Genomic DNA, 21,369 nt, shown 5'->3' with positions numbered 1-21,369 from the left:
AGGTTGGACGTGAGTACAAGTAACGCGCTCGATTACAGCGGGCAATCGTTTATCAACTTCCGCGACTTCGACTTCGGAGAAAGTGGCAGACACCGCTTCAGGTGGGTCGACTCGAAGAAGTTTGAACTCTTGCGATCCGACCTCGATGATAGCTCGGTCCTCGGGGCGCTTATTGCACACCCACAGTTTCCCGATGACTATGTCGGTGGCGGTATAGACCGCGAGGGGCTACGCCATGGGCCGTACTGGCTGAATCGGATTTCCCCCAACACGTATCAAAAGGTTGACAACGCCACAGTTGTTGACGTTTTCGATCAATGGATCTCCGGTTGTGGAATTATTCCTGAATCGCTCCAGATTGAAATCGATCGGCAGGTGCTGGACCCCGTGCGCGCAGCGACCGTATGCTACTTACTGCGAAAACTGGACAATACTGCAGCCAATGACTACGCCGACATCCATAATGAGTTTCACGAAATAGTGCTGATCGATAGAGCCGCGCGGCGCGTTCTCTTAATCGTCGCTACTGACGACTGAATGCCGGAGCCGTCAAGCTTGCCGCCGCGAGCATCTCACCGAACTCCGTAGCAATGTCAACCACTACGAACGGATCATGACCGGAGATGATGACGATGGAACATTGTTTCGGCGGCAAAGGTACGTTAATGACGCCTGAGGATTGGCGCGAGTACTTCGACGATTTGGAATAGCGGGAATGGATTTGACTACAATGTCGGAATTGGATGGTGCACATTACCTAAAATATGATATGAGGGCGGAACATCATTGGGAATCGACATAATTATTCAAAATCAAATCCACGAACGGATTGGCCTCGTATATGGGGACGTGAAAGATACGCTTGTCAAGTATCGAGAGAATGCTCCGGCAGGCTCAATACTTCGGGGTCTTCACGCGCACGCGGACACAATGTTCAACACAACCCAGCTCGCCATTCTCTTGGACGAACTAGCAAATCTGTCGCCGAACAATGACAAAGAAGCAGAGATGCTCGTCGTATTGCGCGATGCCGCCGAAACCGCTATCCGTAGGAATGGGTATCTTTGGTTCAGTGGGGACTGAAGTCGTGAGCGTTTTCCGCCATTGCTGCAGCCGGTCCTGCGCGCAGCGCGCGGCGGCGAATTTGCGCATCCGGGTGCCCGGCATGGTGGCCCTTGCGAACGGCACCTTCGCGGCCAGCGCGGGTTCTCCACAGCGATCATCTGCCGCGGTTTGGTAGCGAACAGCCGAAATACGATCTCGCGTAGGTGTTCTCGTCATCGACGGTGATCACGTCGCAGGTGCCGACAAGGACGATCGGTATCTCGGCTCCAAGGTATCTCTGGTGCGGTGTGAAAACGGGCTCCGGTGTCGGTTCGGCGGACGATGGTGATCAACCGGATGATCGGGTCGAGGGTTCGTGGAATAAACACGATGTTCTTCGCGAGGTCGTATCTGTATCTCTTTGCCAGCGAGCGCATTCGGATCTCATCCCAGTTCTGTGCGGTGCCAGAGATGTCGGATCGGATGCATCCGATGGCGGTGGGTTTCATCGGGTGAGTGCCGATCGGGAGACGTCGAGTATGGCCTGGCCGGTCGGTGTCGTCTGTAGGCGTGGCCGCAAATCGACAGTTCTCAGGTCTGGCCTTTGCTATTCACTTCCTGGATCGCGAACTGCAACGCGCCGATGCCGCTGTCGTAGAACGCTTCTGGTCGATTCTCGAAGACCCGGCCACCGTGAGCGTCAAAGCCGGGCACAAGCTCGGCGCGCTGCTCGAATCAGGTGCCTACACCGACCATGTCCTTGTGCCAGCACGCACCGTCACGGGAGAGGTCGTTCTGGTGTCGTTGCCTCGCCGCAGCTTCATCGCCGGCGTCGGTGCCGGTGCTGTCGGCTCCGGTGCCAGCGCGGCGCTGTCGAGTCGGCCGTTGGCGGATGCGTTCGCGCACAGCGGCATCGACCACGTCAAGCACTTCCTCGACAAGCGAATGGGCATCATCCAGTCCGACAACATCTATGAGCGGCAGTCACGCTTCCGGAGGTGCTCAGTGCGATCGCACGTATGGAGGCACTGCGCCGCGCGAAAGTCGCCGATTCGAAGGCAATGCTTCGCCTACTGGCGATGTATGCCGAAACCGCGGCCTGGCAGTACCAGGACCAGCGAGCATTCAACGATGCCCAGCGTTGGGCCGAAACGGCCCTCACGTGGTCTCATCAACTCGGAGACAGCTACTGCATTGGTTTGTCGCTGGTCCGACTGAGCCAACTGGCCACAGATATGGCCGATTTCGAACGCGGAAAGGAGTGGGCCGACGCCGCCAAACGCGCCGCCCGACCCGACTCATTGTTCGTGGCCGCTGCCGTCACCTTCGGTGCACACGCACTAAGCCGATCGTCTACACCACCGACGCGGGAGCGGAAAAGCTCCACCATCAACTGGGTGAACTCGCCGACATCGCGGCCGTCGGCGATGTCGGCGACTTTGCTGTCCTCCTGGAGGATCTAGGAGACCGCGGCATCGGTCAACTGATGATCGAGGGCGGCACCAGTATCCACACCACAGTCCTGTCCGCCGGCCTCGCCGACGAGCTCCACCTCGCTGTCGCTCCGCTATTGGTCGGACAAGCCGATGCACCACGCTTCGTGAACCCGGCCGCCTTCCCCGGCGGCTCCCGACGACGGATGCAACTCGTCGACGTCACGCAAATCGGTGACGTCGCGCTTCTGCGCTACCGCCCCAAGAACGACTCCACACAGTTGAGCTGAGGATGTCCGAGATCGAGGAAGACACAACGGAATTCCGGCGACTCGCCGACCTCGGTACGTTCCCGACCCTCAGCTTGACGACGTCCTAATACCGTAGCCACTGCGACACGATGCTGATGACCTCGGCCTTGTACTCCCGGCTCTTGGGATTAGCGAAGTCAGCGCTTGTAGGAGTTGTGGTCAACACGGCGCGGTGGAGAAGTACAGCAAGAACGGTAAACACCTCGGCGAATACGACGCCGAGACCGGCGCTCAAAGCAAGCCAGGCCACTCCCAGCGCAAGCCGGAGGGAAAGTAATTGATATGTGGTATTTAGAGGCGTTCGATAAGAAGACCGAATTTTTGGTCCGAGATTATCCTTTGCAGGGCCTCGACACACCGACTTTGCAAGAAATCCTTCACTTCGACGATAGCTGCGAGATCGACGGCATCGATTATCCTCCGGAGGCTGGAGGGTACGACGTGCCGCAGTCAAAGCTGCCAGAATTCGCTAAATATTTGCCTCCCGATTTCGTTGTCGATGAATCATGCGACTACCAGGTGGGCTACTATCGAGAGTGATCACGGTTGGCCGCGCGTGCGGTGACTATTTCTGATGGAAGCATGGGGGCTTTGTTAATCCCTCGTTCATCCCGTGACAGTTTCCTGATTCTATCGATGCTTGCGCTGGAGAGTCGAATTCTGGCAGTCGAAATGCGATCTGCGTGGGTGTCCTCGTCAGCTGGGCCGCTGGTCACGGCATTACTAAGGAGGCTGCAAGTAAGTCGAGACTCGCCGGATGATTTCCCGGAACTCGTGAGTATTCGGGGGCCAATGGACATTGGCCAGCGTGGGATTGTGTCGTCTGATCTGAATTCCGTTACTCAAGGACCGGCTGGTCCGTCAGCAGGTTCCCACAGAGTCCCACGTACGTCATTTCGGGGCGCTTTGCGATTCTCAGGTGGAACGGGGAATACCCCGTGATTCTGTAGGTCGCAGACCGTGAGTATCGGGGCGGCAACAATGCTCTCCAATAGCTTGTTCTGAGCTGGCTCCAGGGCGATGCAGCCATCGAGAACCGCAAGGAGTTCAAGTAGTTCGTCGTCGAATTGCGCTGTCCACTGTGTTGAGGTAATCGCGTCAAGTGCTGAGGTTTGTCGTCGGTGAGGCATTGAGAGCAGACGATAGGCGAACCATTGTCGCACGATTTGACGACCGCCGACGGTGTACTGCCACACCGCGGTAGACACTGGCCATACCCGTCCACCGTGCGCTTTGTCGCCAATGACGAGGGTTTCGGTATCCGGTTCGTAGCCAATGCTTTCGGGTAGCTGCTCGGCTCCGTCCGGGACGGGTTGTATGTACCGTGGTCTGCGTTCAATAGATGTACGCGGTGGCCCCGGCGGCCGTCCCGCAGCGGAGTCGACGAATCGTTCCCCGTAAGTATGTAGCCAGATGATCCTGCGGCCAATCTCGACGCCCGCCTGCCACAGGTCGGAATCAAGGGTGATCGGAACCCGGACCCCCGGGGTGCGGAGTCGCTCGGCGTAACGACGGGTATAGCCAGGGTGCGCAACAACTGCGGCGAGGTATGCAAGCAGGTCGTCGGCGGCCACCGTGGTGGCGAGAAACTGTGCGAGAGTGTCCAATAGGCGTGGTGCGACGTTCGGGGCTGTGGCTTCGGGGTCGCGGAACAGCGGCAGCACGCGACCGCCCCGGTTGTTGAAGCAATTCACGTCCGGTACTAAGGCTGAGAACACCAAGGCAGGTCCGTCGGAGATTGGATGTGTGTGTTGCTCGCAGGTATATACCTGACGAGTGCCTCGAGTTTGCCACAGTTCGGGTCGGGGAAAATCGACCACGCGCCGATCGTAGATCATGTGCTGACGATCGAAACTACGGAATGCGACTCGTACTGTCGAGGGCTCCATAGTTACGTCTGCTGCCAGTGGTCCGTCGTCAGCTGGAAAATTGGGGATGCCCTTGTAGATACCGTTGACTTTGCGGTCTCGGGTTTCTTTGAAGAGTGATGGCTTCTCGGTATGCCCAGCATGAATCAACTGCTGCCATCGCTGATGCAACGTTCGAGTATCAGGTGCCCACACCCAGTTTCGATTCGAACTGACGCCGGTGTGGTGCCAGGGCAGCAGGTCGCCAATAGGCACCCACGTCTCCCATCCGGTGTCCCCGGGGCGGAACGCCGCCTCCCAGTCGGTTGAGCAGTCGCGCCACACATCAGAGTCCGGTCCCACCGTCGGAATCGCCGCGAACTTCTCCTGCTGCGTGCCCGACACTGACCAATAGCGCACGCGGGCAGGCACCTTGGGTGCACGCGGCCCCTTGCACACGAACACCCCGATGCATACCGGATGCTGAGTCGCCGGGAAGACTCGAGTCGTCACGGCAGATCGATGCTGCTCGGGGGACAGATCGATTATCCATCCCTCATCCGCCACAGTGCGCAGATAACGGCGCATCCCAGCGTAGGATTCGGACGTCAGGTAGGCGCTCGGCGTGATGAAAGCGACGATCCCGGCTGGTTCATTGGCCTCGAATGCTTTCCATGCCGCCCACCGCCAAAAGTACGTCCACATATTGTTCAGATTGAACGCCAGACGTCCCTGTGGGGGACGGAATTCGTCCAGCGACGGGTACTCTTTCGTTGATAGTGGCCGCGCGAGATTGCGTCGTTGCTCCACCCAGGGGGCCGCGCCCCGTGCGCGCTCTCGCCATGGTGGATTTCCGATCACTACCATTACCCGCGCTGCGCGCTTGATGTGGTTCGCCTTCTGCCTTGTCTCGGTTAGTTTCTCGTATAACTGACCGAGGTCCAGTGGCATTTTGTCCGGATCATCCAGGGCATCCGTGAGGAAGCGAGGCTCCTCCAGTGGAATATCAACCCGGTAGACGGCGCGCAGCGCAGTGTGCAAACGGAGCTCAGCCACCGCATATGGGGCTGCTTGTAGCTCGAACCCAATCAGGCGATGCGCGAACAACTCCCGCAGGTGCGCCTTCGGCACGGTCGAGGACCCGCGCTCGGCACGCATCGTCGCTGCAGCTTCTGCCAATACCTCGACCAGGAAGGTGCCCGCGCCCATCGCGGGATCTAGCACGACGACATCGTTTGCCGCGAAGCCACGCGGTCGATCCAGTCGCGTCTTGAGCACTTCGTCTACAAAACGAACCATCGCGCGCGCCACCGGCACCGGCGTGTAGTAGGTACCGCTTCGGCGCCGCAATCCGGGGTCGTACTCGGCGAGAAACATCTCGTACAACCGCGCGTATGCATCCGTGTCGTCCAGACGTACTCTGGCCCAGTCGATGCCACCAATCACCTGTACTAGCAGATCCACCACGTTCAGTTGCTGAACCCACTTCGAGTTTGCGAGGATCGCCAAGGCCTCGCCGAGCAGCGAATGCTGTTTGGCGAGTTCCTCGGCGATCCCGGCGGGGGTCTTGCCCTCGAACGCCACGCCATCCACCCGAGCCAGCAACAGCGCGAAGGTCACAGCCTGCGCGTAGGCGTCGGCGAACACTTCGTCGGCATCGCGTTGGGGGTCAGGAACTGGGAACAGGATGCCGCGCCACTCCGCCGCCAACCGGGTGAACGGTTTCTTGCCCGGTCGGGCTGTCTCGCGCTGGATTGTTTCCAAGACCTGGTTGCGCAATAACCGGCACAGCGGGGCGACATCTGCCACTACTGCCCGCACGGAGCGCGGTGCGGCGGCACGCCACAACAAAAAGTCGGTGAACAAGCTCTCCAATGCGGCATCCGCCGGTGCTAATTTCCGCCCTGCGGAAGCCAGATCACCAACAAGCACTCCAATGTCCCCGACCAGTATTCCGCGCCGGTACAGAGCCCAGGAAATGCCGTCTGTATACAACAGATTCGGCAAGGCCTTCAACCGCTCGAACTGTTCGCGATCATGTTTTGACGCACCATTCCACGCCCCCGGGACACCCTTCCCAGGTGCCTTCAGCTCTATAAAGCCCACCCGTCCACTGGGCGCATCCACGGCTATGTCCGGACGCGACTGGATCGATGCTATGGCGACCTCGTCATGCACAACGAGGGGCAGTCCGAACAGTTCACCAGTGCGCCGCACCAGCCCTGCCACCGGACCACGCAGCCGGTCTTCGCTCCGACCATCTCCGCGCATCCGCGGGCCCAATTCGGCACCGAAATCCGAAACGGCGGAGGCGAATCCGTCGCCGCCCAAAATCCCCGATGCTATAGCCGAATTTGACACAGCCATCGACCTCCTCCGCGTGCACTACCGCGATCAGTCGCAGAGCGACTAGCCACCGTGGCGCACCGCGCCGCCCCGCGGAGGGAGTACTTCCGCAGATCTCAAGCGTAAGAGATAGATCGGTGCCAGGAAGCAGGAATGGGGGAGACGTTCTGATGGAGGGCCGGGCAGTGCGCGATTCGCCATGTACAACGTTCACCCGGTCTGCAGTCTCATGCTGTTCGTTTGTGACTGAGGCGATCTCGGGCCGAACAACGCATCTCGGGGGCGGCTCTGGGTACGGTTCGACAATGTTGCGCTGCTTCAATTCTATTGTGACACTGTAGATTACAGTGTGAGCTCCGTTTGTAGTAGTGGAACGCGATTGCTTCGCACGCTGCTTTTGAGAGCGCTGCGTTCGGGTGCGAGCCCAGCGGAACTGGTGCACGGCGTTGTGGTTCAAGGTGCCGCCTTCCGGCGATGGCGTGGCGGCGGCGTTACCAACCGTCTCGCGCGGGGCTGGCGTGAATGTTCTGCTGCTGGCCCGCTGGCTCGCATCGGATGGGACCGATGCACCTCCGGCCGGTAACGCCGACGAGCTGCAACGGGTCGGCGGCGCTCGACAACGCGCATCGGTACTTCGACGGCGCGGTCGTGGACTTCTTCCGTCATCAAGAAGCATTGGGCCTTGCCATGACCGGCGAGCCGCTGGCTGCCGTCGAACAGAATCTCGGCCAGGCCCAGCAGTTGTTGACCGCTGCGGAGGACGCTGATGACGATGCGCTCGGGGCTACTTCAATCAAGGCACGCTGATCGTGCGCTCAGCCTGTTGCTATACCGAAGCTGGCAGCCGCACCAGGCGGTGCAGTTGTTCAGTGACGCCTTGTCCGGTGGCTCGCTGTCCCGGCGTGACAGCGGCCTGTTCGGGGCCAGGCAGGCCAAGGCGCTGGCGCTCGTTGGCGAGCTCGACGAAGCGGCGGCCGTTGCTGCCACGTCGTGGTCGAAGTTGTTCGCGCGCTTGACCCGTGGCGAAACCGGCCAAGCGTCAGGATGCTCAACGACGTCCTAATGCCCTAGCCACTGTGCCACGATGCCGATGACCTCGGCCTGGTACGCCTGGCCCTTCGGATTCAGGTACTCCGGATCGTCGTGGACAGCGAAACCGTGCTGCGATCCTTCGATTTCCATCAGTTCGACTGGCGCGGTGAACTTCTCGACCGCATCGCGCGATCCGTCGATTGTCCCCCTACCTGCCAGAATGTGGCTACTTTGCCACATGCGGGCTGAGCAGTGCCGTCGTGCGCGCGCACAGGATCCTCACCTCATCTTCGTGGTTCCGCTGGGTGACTGCAGTTTCTACTGCCTCGAGTAGCAGTCTCCGCTTATTGAACGGAACTTTGGCGACGCTCCGATCGAGAAACTCGATCATTTCCCGGAAAGCGTAGACCTCATTCTTGAGTGCGCCGACTCCGCGGCGGCCGAACCCATTACTTGACCTCACTAGTAAAAGTGCGCATTCGCCAATATTTGCATTCAGTTTGAGATCCCGAGGAAATTCCGATAAGATTTTTAGTCCGAGGTGAATTCCTGATCCTGACTTGTCGAAGGCTGCACTGTAGTCCGTTGACTTGAGACGCGAATCGGACCATCTTGCCAAGTTATCGATAAGTGCCGTATAGGCAATCAGTCTCTGCGAATCGGAGGCTCCCTCAATGGCATCTTCGATATACCGTTGCCCGTCTTCGAATTCACCAGACCAGGTCAGAATTCTCCCTAGTAGCAGGGCCGTCGGATTGCACGGCAATAGTTCATATGCCCGATGTGCGTGCGGAAGTGCGAGTTCTGTATCGCGCATTTGCTTCGCAAGAACGCTGGCTAGTTCGAAGCTTGCAGTTGCTTCCGGGTGACCTCCTGTAGCGCATCGTAAGGCATGTTTGAATTTTTCGACTGCCGTGCCGAAGTTTTCGTCCAGTCGGTGCACATGCCCAGATGCTCTGTGTACCTCTGAATATTCCGGAGAAAACGCTTGCGCTCGTTCTATGTCCTTATGAGCTGCTGCGTATTGGCCAGATTTCGCAAGTCGAAGAGCTCGGTTTAACAGGAACATCGCTGGGCGATCGTTCTCATCACTCACCCAAACCCTGGTTGTGTCAATTCTGTCGTTCCGGACCGGCCCGCCCGACCGAATCGCTTCTCGGAACTCCTGCTCGCGGCGCAGAATTTCGGAAATGAACCTTCCCTGAACATCGGGGCGTGGCAAGAATGTTCGTGCTGTCTCTGTGAGGACCAATTTTCCAGCAGCGGAACCTGCAGGATCGGCTTCAACACTAACTAGCGAGCCTCGGTTCAGTTCTTGCGTTGCACGTCGAAGCTCATCGATTCCAAATGTCGTCAATACCGAGAACTCGTTGAAGCCGATGGCGCGATCTAGTGCGCGGAGAATGTTGGCAACGACTTGTGCATTATCGCTGATGCGTTCATAAACGTTCTTGACGCAGAAATCTAGCAACGCTTGCTGGTCTGACACAACCTCCAGTGGAACTCTACCTGATTCTGCCGATAGAACGTACCAACGAATTGCAAGTGGGCTGTTTCTGAGCTTGGTTACCGTGTTGGTCATTTCGTTGTCGGACATTCGGAGAATGGTACGCTGGCTTCGTGCTGCAGCAAATTTCCGGAGCAGAAGTTTTGATTCTTTGTTGTCGAGTGGGGGAAGTTTGAATGTACGCTCCAATTGTCCGATCCCGACCCTGCTGGTGAAGAGATAGTTGACCGACGTTGGAAGCTTGTCGTACATCTCGATAACTTCGTCTCCTCGAATGGATTCGAGGTTATCGATTACAATGAGGCACTCAATGCCGTCCAGAGCGAGCGCAAGATCCTCTAGGCTGCCGCTAAAATCGCTCGATATTCCTTGCCCAATCTCTATGATAGATTCCGGCACCCCATTGATCGCGTCCCTGATCTCCTCTACGCCGTGCGCCGTCAAACGCTCAGTTTTAAGCGAAACCCACAAGATGGCTTCATAGGGGTTGTCTGGGCTATCTAAGAGCCTATATGCAACATCGAGTGCAAGTGCGGTTTTCCCAATCCCTCCCTCTCCGATAACCGTGATCACTGCATCGCGACGGCGCTTGAGATCCCGAAGCAGCTTCTCGGCTTCTGCCTTGCGCCCAATAAAGGTGGTCTCATCATAGTCAACCTCGGGAAGGTTGTGAACCACCCGTTCGTTGGTTGGGGAGAGTCTTTCAAAGTATGGTTCCCATGTCGGGTCCTGTCGCAGCTTTTTGACAGTTTCCTTAGTTGTTGGCCAGTACCGTGATGTAAATTCAGTGAGAATCGAAATCGCATTTAGTGCATCATCGGCATTGAGAGGTCTACCGTGCATGACTCTATGGCGGATAGGAATCAGACAGGGCACTCTGGGAGCGATTTCCTTCAATTCTGTTGTCAGCAGATATGGAAGGTCGTCCTTGTGTCTCATCAGTAAGTCGAATGTCGCGCCGAGATCCATGTAGTGGACTAGGCTTACATCATCACTATTTTCATCACGCGCGCGCCGGCGTGTAACTTCCGTTAGTTCTTCTTGGGTCAATATATCAATGTCGGCGTGTTCAACTAGAAGATTCTTCTCAACTATTGTGCGCATGTCGTGCTCGAAGCTATCGATCAGTACGTAAAGCCGCGCTCGACTCATCCGGACATCGAGAGTTGCTGATTCGTTCGAATCCAGTTGGCCGTAGGATGTCATCCAGTTTCTCCAGCTTTGATAGCATGAATGCTTGATCGGGGAAGCGTGGTCGAACTAATAAGAAATTTGCTACACGAGGGATTGTCGAACGTCACCGTATGCCTACTGGCGTCGTAGGTGAGATCGACGTGGATATGCCCGTCTCTATCAGAAATTTACCTCGAAGATTGATGTATGCGACGTCACGATGAATTTTTCGTATACCCCCCCGCCCCCCGCTGTTCACAAGTGGAGTGCTCTGCGGTTGTCTCCAAGTTCAAGCTTGGAATCGTGATGTCAGTAGAGGTCCGTGAGAAATAGTGATGGGCGAGTTGCATGTCGCGTTCGCGGTCGACGCCGGTGAAAGGTTCTGCGTAGGTGATGCCGTCGATGGTGAGGTTGGATGGGGGGAGGGAGCCCTTTTTGCGGTATTCAGAGGCGAGTTTGGTGGGGAGTTGGCGGCCGTTGGTGTCATAGAGGGCTTCGCGTTCGTATTTTCGGAGGACGGGGAATTGGGTGCGGTAGATGGTGAGGAGTTCGTCGGCGGTGATGTTGAGCATTACAGCGACGATGGCGTCGATTTCGATGAGGGCTTGGCGGCGGTCGGCGTCGGTGCGCAGGGGGGTATGCCAAGTCCATTCGGGGGTTGTGTTGGCGAAGTCGGTGGTGCGGGGGTAGCCCGGATTGATTTCTGGGGTCCAGGTGTCTGATGTCCAGGCTGGGTCGTAGAGCTCGGCCCACAAGGGGGCGTAGGCAGTGACCAGGGCGTTTAGGCTGAGGGTGCGATGGATTAGGTGGCTGACGAGTGGGTGGTCGGCGGGGAAAGGGAGTTGGAGCCAGGTTGATGCTTTGATGTGAGCGTTTCCGATGACCTTGATCATGAAGTCGGCGACGATCGAATGGCTGATGCCGGCGAGAAGTGCTAGGCCGCGATTGTTTTCGGCAAGGGTGAGGGTCTGCACAGCGTTAACATGCGTTGGGCCAGGTGGGAGCAGAGCGGAATGAAGCGTTCGTACATTCCCTGGTTCGCACATCTCGCGCCAAGCGAGGCGGAAGTACGAAGACGACGCCTGGTTGTTCCACTTCGGGTAGGCGGCCCGATAGTCGGATAGCGGCCGAGCAATCTGGTAACTCGTACGCGGGATGAAATTACTAGAGATCTTCGTGTGGTCAATCTGCACGGTGTCCAAACGACTTCGCATAGTTTCGTTCGGCTGTTTGAATAGTGGATTTGCGACCGTCAGGTGCGGTCCCTGTAGGATTGCCCCGGACCAGTCTTCTGCAATGGCGGACCGAGTTTCGAAGTAGCCGAGTTTGCGGTCTGCGGACTCGTGCCAGCCTGCCGTCCACTGGAATTCGAGGTCTCCGAGTCGGGGTGCAGCGGCGATCTTGTCGAGGACGGCTGCGCTCGCCCGGTTGATCGGGTATAGCATTCGGGCTTCGACGGCAGGAGTACCGGGCTCGTCGATTAGGGTGGCCCACCCCGCGAGCTCGGTTTCGGTGACTTCGATGATTCGTTCCTGGTGTGGTCGAAGGTCCCAGTTGCCGTCTGGGTCTTTTACCCCGGGCGCGAGATGGCCGCCATCCAAACCGAGTCGGCGGGCGCGAAGCGATCGGGTCGGTACATCTGGGTGATACAGTGCGGAGCTGTTATAGAATCGTACCTCGGATTCGCAGCCGTAGACGTGGACGCCAAATTCCTTGTGATGGTCGACTTCGGAGAAGAGACTCAGTTCATTGCGGAATTGCCAATGCCGCCTAAGCCTTCGATAGCACGCTCGGCGGAGGTTTTGGGCGCGGGCTTCGGTGAAGTGGCTCTCGGGATGGATCAGTGAGATGATGCCGCGCGCGGACGACGATCGCCAGGTCCGTTCCATGAAGCAGCGGTACAGGTCGGGCTGCAGGCCGGCGAGGACTGGTCGGTCGATGCCGGACCCGACGTGCTGGTTTTGGCCCGCCTGGGCAGCTCGCTCGTCGAGCAGCGTCGCGCGGATCGCCGGGACCGCGAGTGCGGAAATGGCTTTGGCCTTCTTTTCCGTCTCGGAGGGTTTGTGCGCCAACTGCCACCACGGATCGAATTCGGCCAGAACGCCTGCTTCGTTCCAGTCAGGCCGTACCCACGGCGGATTACCCAACTGCAAGTCGAACCCGCCTCGCGCGAAGACCGGTGCGAAATCAAGCTCCCAATGGTGGAACCCCTGCGTTTGAGCGATCCGGGAATCGACTGTCAGCCAAGGGAATTCGGAGATAGCCGCATCGACAGGTCTGACCTGCGCGAATACCCGATCGTTGTCTTCAGCGACGCCGAGTTCGGACCAGCCCATGTCCGAAGCGAAGCTGGTCTGTCCGTACTTCTCGAACTTCCCCGCCTTTGCGGTTGTGCCGAGAACGGCCTCGAGGCCCCCGACCCATTGATCCCAGTCCGGTGCTGCGATGTCGCCGGTCACTGGCCACGACCACAGTGCACACCAGGCGTCCATTACCCGCCGCAGCCGCCTGTAGGAGCCGTTCTCGTCATTGAGCACCGCTTCGATCTGTTCGCGGGAGACCGCCGGGACATGATCGACAGGATCGCTGCGCCACAAGTGCAGATCACGCCGGATTTCGGATTCCGCGATGGTGAGGCGGCGCAGCGTGAACTCCCACAGGGTTTCCACTCGCTGAGCCAGGGAGGCGAGGCGTTTGGTGATCTCCCTGGAAGGGGACTTGCGGATCTCGTTGCGCCACAACCGGAGTTCCTCGCGTTGTTCCGGGGCGTAGGTTTTGGCTTCGGCGGTGTCGACCACCGCGCCCCAGCCTTCGGCAGGGAGGAGGAAGTGGTGGATTCCGGCGCCGATTTCGGAGCCGAGGGGGATATCCTTCGGCACGGTCTTGAGCCAAGCCTTTTTGGTCAGGTCGCTGGGCGCGTATACCGCGCGTCGCGCACCGATCAATGAGTTGCCCCGTCGCAGGTGCAGCCCGAACCACGGTGCTTGCAGCCCGGCGACCATGGTGTCCAGCCACAGCGAGATTTCAGCCAGCTCGACAGCAGTCGCATTGAGGTCGACCCCGTACACCTGGTGCAGGGCGATGTGTGCCTTCACCTTCTGCAATTCGACCGTGTATTGGTCGGCATCGATCAGCTCGCCCAGATCCTCCTGCTTGCGCTTGAGGTATTCGGCAGCGAGCTGACGTACAGCCTCGATGGCGAACGCACCGGACCCGAGGGCGGGCTCGCAGATGGTGAGGGAGAGGATTTCGTCGGGGCTGGTGCGGTGCCCGTCTTGGTCGAGGAGTTCTTCGAGGGCTTGGGAGACAACGAACTTCGTCAGGACTTCCGGCGTGTAGTACGACGCGGACTGCTGGCGCTCGCGGCCCGCGAGGCGGAAGACGAAGGTGCCCTTGGCGTGGATCACCGGCTTGTTTTCGTGGGTGACGGGGTCCTCGGCACATACGAAATCAGAGGGGGATAGGTGGTCGGCGCGGCCGACCGGAACCACCCAGGAACCCTTCTCCGGGTTGCCTTCCTTGGCGACCTCGTAGAGGTCTTCTTCGGCGAAGAAGCCGGTGTAGGACATCAGGCCCTCGTAGACCGCGCCCAGCTGGTTGATGCCCAGTTCGGCGTAGCTGATGAAGCCGCGGTCGGCGCCCTTGCGGGACTTGCTCTCCTTGGTGAGCAGCAGGTGGGCCAGCACCTGTTGGGTGGCTTCGTTGCCGAGCTTGACGTCGTCGATGAGTTCGGTTGCTTTGGTGGAGAAGAGGTCTGCGCGTAGACGGTTGAACACGAGGCCCGGGGCGGGATCATCGGCAACGTTCTCGCGCACGGACGGGGTGTGGCCCTCTTCAACGAGGTCGAACAGCCGCTTCAAAGATTCGTACAGGTGGGTGCCGGTGCGGGCGTGGTTGGAGACCAGTTCGGTGAGGGTGAGTTCGCGGAGGCGGTCGAGGCCGTAGCCCTCTTCATATTCGGCGGCGCCGGTCGGCAGCACCTGCATTTCCGGTGACGCTTCGGCATAGAGCAGGAAAAGTATTCGGTAAAGAAAGCGCAGGGAGTGCTTGGCGAGGTCGTTGCCGTCGATGCCGTCCATGGTCAGGCCACGGTCGCGGCGGCGGCGTACGACCTCGTTGGCGATGATTTCGATGGACAGGCGGATGCCTTCGCGCAAGTCTTTTGAGACGCCGACGGTGTGTTTCACCGAGTCTTCGAGGACACCGGTCCACCAGATGTTGCCGTCGGCATCTGGCTTGAGAGCTTGGTGGCCGAAGATGGCTGCGGCGCGGTCGATTTCGCCCCCCCGAGCGTCATGGCGGCGTTCGACGACTACCAGCAGGTCCACGGCGAGGTAGCGGCCTTCGGCCCAGCGTTCGGCTTCGGCGAGCAGGAGCCATCGACCGGCTTGGACAACGATGAAGGTCGGTGGAATGTCGGAGCGGAAGGCGGCAGAGACTGCTTTGGAGGCCGATTCGAGGGGCTTGTTGTCTTCGACCGCGGGGGTGATCAGGGTGCCGGTGCCGAGGAAGTCTTCGATCGACTCGACTGGGTTGGCTTGCAGGAAAAGCACATTCGAGGTGCCTGCGAGTTGGGCGTCGGGGATGGTGAGTTCGGAGCCGGCCCTTTCGGCGGTGAATGGAGTCAGTTCGCCGTCGAAACCGAACGCGGCGCGGACAGCGGCGTGGGCCTTGGAGGCGGCCTCGGGATTCTCGGCGAGGGCACCCAGCGCGGTGTGCAGGTCGCCGGCTGCGGACAACAGGGAGCTGCGGACGGTTTTCCGACCTTCCTTGGCCTCGACGTCCCACGCCTTGCGCAGCTCCATCACCTTGCCGTGGAACGACTCCTTCACCGAATCGGTGGTGAAGTAGTGTTCGCTGATCCAATCCTCGCCGACGACGATGGAATCGAAAGAGGCCACGGTTACTGGTCCTTTCCGGGGACGATTACCAGCAGTGGGCGCACCAATTGCTGGGTGGGGGCGAGGGATTCGGCGAGGCGCTGTTCTTCGGCGATGCGGCGGGCGTAGGTGTCGACCTTCTTCTTCTGGCTGCCGAACAGTTCGAGTTGGTCGGCGCCGGAATACCAGCGGTCCGCGCGGCGGCGCCACTGAGCGAGGCGCTCGTTGGCGGTGCGTTCCTGTTCGCCGAGAACGAGTTTCATAGACTGGGTGGCCTTGTCGACCGCGATGGGGATCAGCTGTTGGAAGCGGTCTGGGGCGGGGATCGGGCCGGGGTTGGCGGTCTTGGGCTTCAATCCGGTGTCGGTGAGCAGGAAGTCGAGGCTTTCCAACGGGGTGGAGAAGGCCAGCGTGGGGCGTTCGGTGTCGGGGAACTCGACCGTGGAGAACACGCGGGACACGAGCTGGCCGCGGCGGTTCATCAAAGTGCCCATCAACAGGACGGTAACGGCGTCAACTTCGCCGCGGATGGCGAAAATCTGGTTGCGGCCCAGGGCGGACAAAGCTCGGTCGCTGGCCCAGTCGAGGACAGGGTGTAGCGGGCCGAGGAAGTGGGCTTCCGGCCAGGTGGTGTTGTTGATGCCTTTGCCTTGGCGGGCAGCGCGGAGCTGGGCGTCGCCGACCTGGCGGGAGGTGGCGAGCTTCAGGTGGGTGTCGATGCGACCCTTCTCGCGGTAGTTCTGCGGCAGGTGGGCCAGGCGCTGGCGGAGGTCGCGGGGCGGGACCAGTTCGGCGACACCGTGATTGGTGTGGACGGTCCAGCCGACACCACCATTGCCGGGGGCCGCATGGGGGACGTCGTTGTAGGCGGCGCGCAGGGCTTCGTCGAGGAAGCTGATGTCGTCGGTGTAGAGGCTCTGGCGGGGGAGCTCGGGGAGCGCGGGGGTGTCGTCGTTGTCGAGCTGGGCGAAGAAGCCGTCGAAATCGTCGCCTTCGAGGACGTCTTCGACCGTTCTGACCTGATCGTCGAGGTCGAACTTCCGGGCGAGGACGTCGCGGATCGCCGATTCCTCGTCGCCCACACTGTGTTTGCCCATCAGCGAGGCGATGTCACCGAGCGTGGAATGCGCTTGGTTCTCGCGTTCGAGCAGGCGCGAGAGCACGCGGAGGTCACCGGAGAATTCGGGATCCGAGGGCTCCAGGATGAGGGAGGAGATCACCGGCGGGAACTTCTGGCCGTAGCGATCTACTCGGCCGTTGCGCTGTTCGATGCGGATCAGCGACCACGGGATGTCGTAGTGGATCAGGTTGTGGCACTGGGCATGCAGGTTCACACCCTCGGACGCGACATCGCCGGTGACCAGGACCCGGATCGGGGAGGTTTCGAGTTTGAAGCTGTCGACGATCTCCTGCTGCTCCACATCCGACAGGCCGCCATGCAGCATGGCGATATTCTCCGGCTTCAAGCCGAGAGCGTCGGGCAGGAGGTCGGTGAGCCACTTCAACGTGGCGACACGTTCGGCGAAAACGACTGCGCGCAGGGACGACTTGGGGCCAACACCGATCTCGCGCAGGCGTGAGACCAGTGCGGCCTGCTTACCTGCCGACTCGGTGAACGCCTTGTCGTTGAGGTCGCTGAGCGTGTTCAGAGCGGAAAGTTCGATGCGCTGCTCGGGGGTGCCGTTGCGAAGCTTGTCACGGCGCTGGTTGATCGACTCGCGCAGAGCTGCCGGGGAGGAAAGGAAAGCCTTGGCCAGGGTCCATGGAAACAGGGCCTTGGTTTCACCGCAATACGGGGAGGCGCCGGTTTCCGGGTGCAGCCAGACCTGCGAGAGTTCGCGGGCGACAGCGTCTTCGGCGCCGGACGGCTGCACGAGACGGTGCACCGGCTCGGCGCGTTCGGCCCAGTCGCTGCCGACCTCAGCGGCGACCTCGTCGTGGTGACGGTGCCTGCGGATCAGCAGGTTCTGGACGTCCTCCTTGGTGAAGGATCCGTCGGCGGCGACCGCAGTGGGGTCGAGCAGGCGCAGGAGTTCGGCGAAGGATTCCTCGCGGCCATTGTGCGGGGTCGCCGAGGCCAGGATCAGGGCCTCGGTGTTGGGGGCCAGGACCCGGGCCAGCTCGTTGTTCTGGGTGCCGACATTGGTGAGGTTGTGGGACTCGTCGATCACCACCGCATCCCAGTGCTGGCGTTCCAGATGTGCCTTGTAACGGGGACTTTTGAGAGTGTCGATCGAGATGATCGCGCGCCTGTAGTACGTGAAAGGATTGCGGGTGGCGGGGAGCTTCTGGCGGACCTTCTGGATGCCTGCCGAGTCGAGGCGGACGAACGGTAGCGCGAAACGGCACCACAGTTCGTGCTGCATCTGCTCGAGGACGTGCTTCGGGGTAACGATCAGGATCCGCTCGCCGCGGCCGCGGCGAACCAGCTCCGACAGGATCATGCCGATCTCGAGGGTCTTGCCGAGGCCGACCGCGTCTGCTAACAGAATCCGGGGGCGGATGTGCTGGGGGTCAAGGGCTTTGGCGACGGCGGCACGCTGGTAGCCGAGGGAATCGGCGAGCATGTGGGTCGAGACGGTGACTGTCTGGTCGCCGTAGGGGAACGGGGTTTTGCGTAGGAGGGCCTCGAGCCACAAGCGGGAGTCGCGGTAGCCGGAAGAACCGTCGGGGATGACCTGGGCCTTGGCCGGGTCGAGCACCTCGATGTCGTCGAGGCTGGCGTAGAACGTCGCGGTGGTGTCGGCGACCAGCTCGGATAGGCCGCGCACGCGTAGCAGCCAGCCGTTGGACCCGTGCTCGGCGGAGGTTACCAGCCATTCCTCATCGCGGACTACGACGATCGAGCCGGGGGCGACGTTGAGCTCGGGACGCTCGACGGCATGGGGCATCAGGGGTACTCCTGGAGGATCGATGCAGAGGAGATCCAATTTAGTGCCGAATGGGAAATCATTCGGAATTCCGCATGTTTCGGTTTGGGAGACTGCATGTTTCGTTCGGCGGCGTCACCGAAGCTTAAGAGTCGCTGAAAACTATGTCAATGAATAAAGCGTGGACGCTTGTGTATTCAGGGCAAGTACCAGCCACGCGGCTGACGCGCTGCTACCGTTGTCGCACCGAATTGGACAGGTGGGGGAGGTAGCGATCGTGGAGAACGACGCGGCCGGGGCGTCGACCGAGCTGGGCGCAGACGGTGTGCTCGCGCCTGATGTCGCAACCTACACCTCGCTGCGGACCTCCGTCTTCGCATTCCGTTCGCCGGTCGCGCCGGAGCTCGTCGCCGGAGATGGTCCGCGTCCAACGGTGTCGATCGGTGAGCTCGCGGAGGCCGGGACGCTGACCGTGCTGGAGTCACCGCCCACCCTTGTGGCGATCACAAGTGGAGCTCCGATGTTGACTGCCAAGGACATTCGTCTCGGCCGGGAACCGTCGAGGAATGGGAATCCAGGCACGCCCGGTGCGGTGTTCGGGCAGCCGGGCGACGTGGTGGTTGTGACCGGAGGGGGCCATGCGGTGGTGTCGGTGCGCACGGATTCGGCGCTGCTCGCGCCAGGGGTTGCGGTGCTACGGGTCAATCCGGATGTCATCGACGCGCACTTCTTGTCCGGAGTTGTGCGAGCGGCCGCAGACGCCGCGGACAGCCGACCGATCGACCTGTTCGGGGTCGCTTTTCCTCGGGTGCCGATCGGTGCGCAGCGGACCGTCGGTGCAGCGGTCGCGCAACTGATGGAGATCGAGAAGGCATGGCGCGGTCAGCGTCTCGCTGTCGAACGAATGGTCAGAGACGGCCTGTCCGGGCTCTCATCGGGAACGCTTCGGATTGCCGACGGGGCGGGCAATGCGGGTGGGTCGCATGGCGAATGACACGGTGCCACGGATCGTCGCCGAGCGTTACGAGCTGATCGAGGTCATCGGTCGCGGCGGCATGGGACGGGTGTTCCGGGGGTTCGACCGTAGGCTCAAGCGCCAGGTCGCCATCAAGATCATCCATCCCCATCTGGCCGAGAACAACGAATGGGAACGCCGATTCGTGCGGGAAGCCGAACTGATGGCGCGGATGAGTCATCCCGGAATGGCCACCGTGTTCGACGCCGGCATCGACCCGGGGCCGCCCGAGCAACCGTTCCTCATCATGGAATATGTCAATGGTGTCACGCTCGACAGCATCCTGGCCGTCCGCGGTCGGCTGCCGCTGGGCGCGGTCGCCGGAATCTGCGCGCAAACCGCCTCAGTGCTCGCGGAAGCCCACGGGCACAGGATCTTCCACCGCGACCTCAAACCGTCGAACCTCATGCTCTGCGCCGACGGAACAATTCGTGTGCTCGACTTCGGCATCGCCGTCGCGCTCGACGCTGATCAAACACGGCTCACCCGGACCGGATCGGGCATCGGGACACCGGAATATATGGCGCCCGAACAAGTTCGGGGTAGCTCGGTGGTGCCGCAGACCGACCTGTATGCGCTGGGCCTGGTGATGTACGAACTGCTCACCGGCGTCCGGGCCATGCTCGGGTCGTCGGAGTTCGACACGATGTTCAACCAGATCAATACGGCACCACCGATTCTCGAGCCGGTACGCGACGAGGTGCCCGAGGAACTGGCGGTGCTCGTGACGAGCATGCTCGCCAAGGAACCGGTCGATCGTCCGGCGGATGCGGCGACCGTGCACGGGGTACTGATGCGGTATGTCGGTGCGCTCGACGGGCTGATAGAACGTCCCGATCCGGCGAGCCCTGCACGGCTGTATGCGGCAGCCGTTGGTGCCTCCGCGGCGATACGGACGGCGGTGCCCCAGAACCGGCCCGAAGTCGGCGATGCGGCTCCCGCGCCCGAGTTCACCCGCGGTGATCTCGATCAGGCGGTCCGCCGTGCTCGCGACCTCGCCGACGAGTCCCGTTACGTGCCTGCCATCGAAGGGTTGAAAGACTCTCTCGGCGTTGCCGTGCCACAGCTCGGCGCTCGCGATGTGGACGTCGTCGACGCGCGGGTTCGACTGGCCGATCTGTGTCTGGAATCCGGTGACTATGTCCAGGCCGGCACGTTCTACAGCGATTTGATCGACGACCTCACTGCGGAGCGCGGACCCTATGACGACCAGGTCATGTACTGCCAGAGGCAGGTGGCCACCTGCCAGGTACACAGCGGTCAGGTGCGGGCCGCGCTGACGCGACTGCGGAAATTACACGCGCAACTGGCGGCTTGGCACGGGGAGAGCGATGCACGAGTGGTGCAACTGTCGGAGATGATTGCCCAGATCAGGTCGGGCACAAGGTAATTGGATTGCGGATGTCGCGAACATCGACGTCTGGGCGACGCGAACGAATCGGTAGCGATCATCGGCGCCGATGGTGTGGTGCTGGCGGGGGAGACCGTCGATCCGCACCACGGAAAGTGTGTGCGTGCGAGCGGGCAGTATGTTCCATGTGCCGATCGCGCGTGGCCGGGATGTCGGGGAAAACTCTAGATGCCCCTGCGGCAGTGGGTATCACGATCAAGGCCACCGCCGCCCACGGTGAGGTCGACCTCGACGATGCCGACGACTTGTTCACCGGCCCTGTTGCCTGGCTGTTCGGCAACGAGGCCCATGGGTTGGCCCTGGCCGTCGCCGCCCGCGCCGACCACCACGTCCGGATTCCCATCCGAGGCCGCGCGGAGAGCCTGAACCTGGCCACAGCGGCGTCGATAATTCTTCGGAACCGATATTCACCCAGGCCGCAACGGTTTTGGGGATCGCTATCTCGGCCAAGCTTCTCGGCAATGACCCCGAACCCGCGTTGCGGGACGCCATCCAGACTT

At 60.7% G+C, this 21,369-nt stretch carries 12 protein-coding genes and 1 pseudogene; 8 read left to right on the top strand and 5 right to left on the bottom strand.

The window, feature by feature from the left end; all coding sequences use genetic code 11:
- Positions 1–9 precede the first annotated feature (9 nt).
- The 4 genes from AB0L63_RS22535 (at position 10) to AB0L63_RS22520 (ending at position 3,328) form a co-directional block, all read left to right on the top strand.
- Positions 10–537, top strand: a complete 528-nt coding sequence (locus AB0L63_RS22535) for a hypothetical protein (protein ID WP_364504167.1) — start codon at positions 10–12, stop codon at positions 535–537.
- Between the two features lie 1,768 nt (positions 538–2,305).
- Positions 2,306–2,767 (top strand): dihydrofolate reductase family protein, encoded by a 462-nt coding sequence (locus AB0L63_RS22530; RefSeq protein WP_364504164.1) that lies wholly within the window; start codon positions 2,306–2,308, stop codon positions 2,765–2,767.
- Positions 2,768–2,960: 193 nt separating this feature from the next.
- Positions 2,961–3,065, top strand: a complete 105-nt coding sequence (locus tag AB0L63_RS22525; protein WP_364504161.1) for a colicin E3/pyocin S6 family cytotoxin — start codon at positions 2,961–2,963, stop codon at positions 3,063–3,065.
- 5 nt (positions 3,066–3,070) lie between these two features.
- Complete coding sequence (locus tag AB0L63_RS22520; protein WP_364504158.1) at positions 3,071–3,328, top strand: hypothetical protein; 258 nt, start codon at positions 3,071–3,073, stop codon at positions 3,326–3,328.
- A gap of 302 nt (positions 3,329–3,630) precedes the next feature.
- Here AB0L63_RS22520 and AB0L63_RS22515 read toward each other — a convergent pair whose 3' ends face one another.
- Positions 3,631–6,966: a type ISP restriction/modification enzyme gene (locus AB0L63_RS22515; protein ID WP_364504155.1), complete on the bottom strand. Its 3,336-nt coding sequence runs from the start codon at positions 6,964–6,966 to the stop codon at positions 3,631–3,633.
- A 579-nt stretch (positions 6,967–7,545) separates the two neighbouring features.
- On the opposite strand from AB0L63_RS22515, the gene AB0L63_RS22510 reads away from it, so the two are divergent.
- Positions 7,546–7,788, top strand: a complete 243-nt coding sequence (locus AB0L63_RS22510; RefSeq protein ID WP_364504152.1) for a hypothetical protein — start codon at positions 7,546–7,548, stop codon at positions 7,786–7,788.
- A 252-nt stretch (positions 7,789–8,040) separates the two neighbouring features.
- Here AB0L63_RS22510 and AB0L63_RS22505 read toward each other — a convergent pair whose 3' ends face one another.
- The 4 genes from AB0L63_RS22505 to AB0L63_RS22490 all read right to left on the bottom strand — a co-directional run bounded on the left by AB0L63_RS22505 (position 8,041) and on the right by AB0L63_RS22490 (position 18,464).
- Complete coding sequence (locus AB0L63_RS22505) at positions 8,041–8,163, bottom strand: hypothetical protein (RefSeq protein WP_364504149.1); 123 nt, start codon at positions 8,161–8,163, stop codon at positions 8,041–8,043.
- A 76-nt stretch (positions 8,164–8,239) separates the two neighbouring features.
- The gene (locus AB0L63_RS22500; RefSeq protein ID WP_364504146.1) at positions 8,240–10,726 is read right to left on the bottom strand and encodes an NB-ARC domain-containing protein; all 2,487 of its coding nucleotides are present in this window, start codon (positions 10,724–10,726) and stop codon (positions 8,240–8,242) included.
- A 182-nt stretch (positions 10,727–10,908) separates the two neighbouring features.
- On the bottom strand, positions 10,909–15,594 hold the full coding sequence (locus AB0L63_RS22495; RefSeq protein ID WP_364504142.1) for a DNA methyltransferase: 4,686 nt from the start codon (positions 15,592–15,594) through the stop codon (positions 10,909–10,911).
- 2 nt (positions 15,595–15,596) lie between these two features.
- Positions 15,597–18,464 carry a helicase-related protein gene (locus tag AB0L63_RS22490; RefSeq protein WP_364504139.1) on the bottom strand — a complete coding sequence of 956 codons (2,868 nt, stop codon included), beginning with the start codon at positions 18,462–18,464 and terminating at the stop codon, positions 15,597–15,599.
- 256 nt (positions 18,465–18,720) lie between these two features.
- On the opposite strand from AB0L63_RS22490, the gene AB0L63_RS22485 reads away from it, so the two are divergent.
- The 3 genes and pseudogenes from AB0L63_RS22485 to AB0L63_RS22475 all read left to right on the top strand — a co-directional run.
- A complete protein-coding gene (locus tag AB0L63_RS22485; RefSeq protein WP_364504136.1) occupies positions 18,721–19,437 on the top strand; it encodes a hypothetical protein in 717 nt (238 codons plus the stop codon).
- A complete protein-coding gene (locus AB0L63_RS22480) occupies positions 19,427–20,848 on the top strand; it encodes a serine/threonine-protein kinase (RefSeq protein WP_364504133.1) in 1,422 nt (473 codons plus the stop codon). Before AB0L63_RS22485 ends, AB0L63_RS22480 begins: the two co-directional genes overlap by 11 nt.
- Positions 20,849–20,908: 60 nt before the next feature.
- Positions 20,909–21,264 (top strand): annotated as a pseudogene (locus AB0L63_RS22475) (RNA methyltransferase); the annotation flags it as partial.
- Positions 21,265–21,369 lie beyond the last annotated feature (105 nt).

This window comes from Nocardia sp. NPDC051990 (assembly GCF_040680755.1).
GTDB lineage: Bacteria > Actinomycetota > Actinomycetes > Mycobacteriales > Mycobacteriaceae > Nocardia.
Note: the sequence above shows the minus strand (reverse complement) of the source record. Positions and strands in the feature narration are given on the sequence as shown.

Excerpts from the sequence above, each read along its gene's own strand:
- AB0L63_RS22520 (WP_364504158.1), top strand. The coding sequence starts at position 3,071 with ATGTGGTATTTAGAGGCGTTCGATAAGAAGACCGAATTTTTGGTCCGA.
- AB0L63_RS22510 (WP_364504152.1), top strand. The coding sequence starts at position 7,546 with ATGCACCTCCGGCCGGTAACGCCGACGAGCTGCAACGGGTCGGCGGCG.
- AB0L63_RS22505 (WP_364504149.1), bottom strand. The coding sequence starts at position 8,163 with ATGGAAATCGAAGGATCGCAGCACGGTTTCGCTGTCCACGACGATCCG.
- AB0L63_RS22500 (WP_364504146.1), bottom strand. The coding sequence starts at position 10,726 with ATGACATCCTACGGCCAACTGGATTCGAACGAATCAGCAACTCTCGAT.
- AB0L63_RS22490 (WP_364504139.1), bottom strand. The coding sequence starts at position 18,464 with ATGCCCCATGCCGTCGAGCGTCCCGAGCTCAACGTCGCCCCCGGCTCG.
- AB0L63_RS22480 (WP_364504133.1), top strand. The coding sequence starts at position 19,427 with ATGGCGAATGACACGGTGCCACGGATCGTCGCCGAGCGTTACGAGCTG.